This window comes from Bacillus sp. LR--39, from assembly GCF_053613335.1.
In genome coordinates this window covers 1-559 of the sequence record NZ_JBSIOT010001378.1, presented here as the reverse complement: position 1 = coordinate 559, position 559 = coordinate 1, and the positions used below count along the sequence as shown (strand labels likewise).

Below are 559 nucleotides of genomic sequence, written 5' to 3'. Positions count from 1 at the left end.
CAGCTCTTATAAAGTAGCGGAGCAATTCCATCTTCTATCAGCGTTAGCTCCCGGCCGTATAGATCTTGGAGTGGGCAAAGCGCCCGGCGGGTTTCAGCTGTCCACAGACGCGCTGCAGGCCGAATATAAAAAACCGGTGCGTCAGTTTGATGAAAAACTGGAGGAGCTTACTCATTTCGTTCGGGATGATTTTCCTGATACCCACCGCTATGCCGCATTGCGTCCTATGCCGCAGGTTGATCGGAAGCCGGGTATTTTTCTATTGGGAGGAAGCGCAGAGAGTGCCATTTCGGCTGCAAAACTGGGAATCTCTTTTGTCTTTGCTTACTTTATTAACGGTGAAGAGGAAGTGCTGAAGGAAGCCCGCCGAGCATTTGACGCGCATCTCCCGCCAGGATCTAAGGCTGAATTTCATCTTGCCCCCGCTGTTTTTGCGGCACATACAAAAGAAGAAGCGGAAAAACATATTGTGTCGCGTGAATCGATAAAAGTGGTTTTGAAAGACGGGCGTAAGGTCAACGTCGGTTCCCGCGAACAGGCTGAGGCCTATCTGGAAAAC

General features: G+C 50.4%; 1 protein-coding gene. It reads left to right on the top strand.

The features are described from left to right. The coding region (locus ACWHAR_RS30595; protein ID WP_452088872.1) for an LLM class flavin-dependent oxidoreductase at positions 1-559 on the top strand (559 nt) is incomplete at both ends.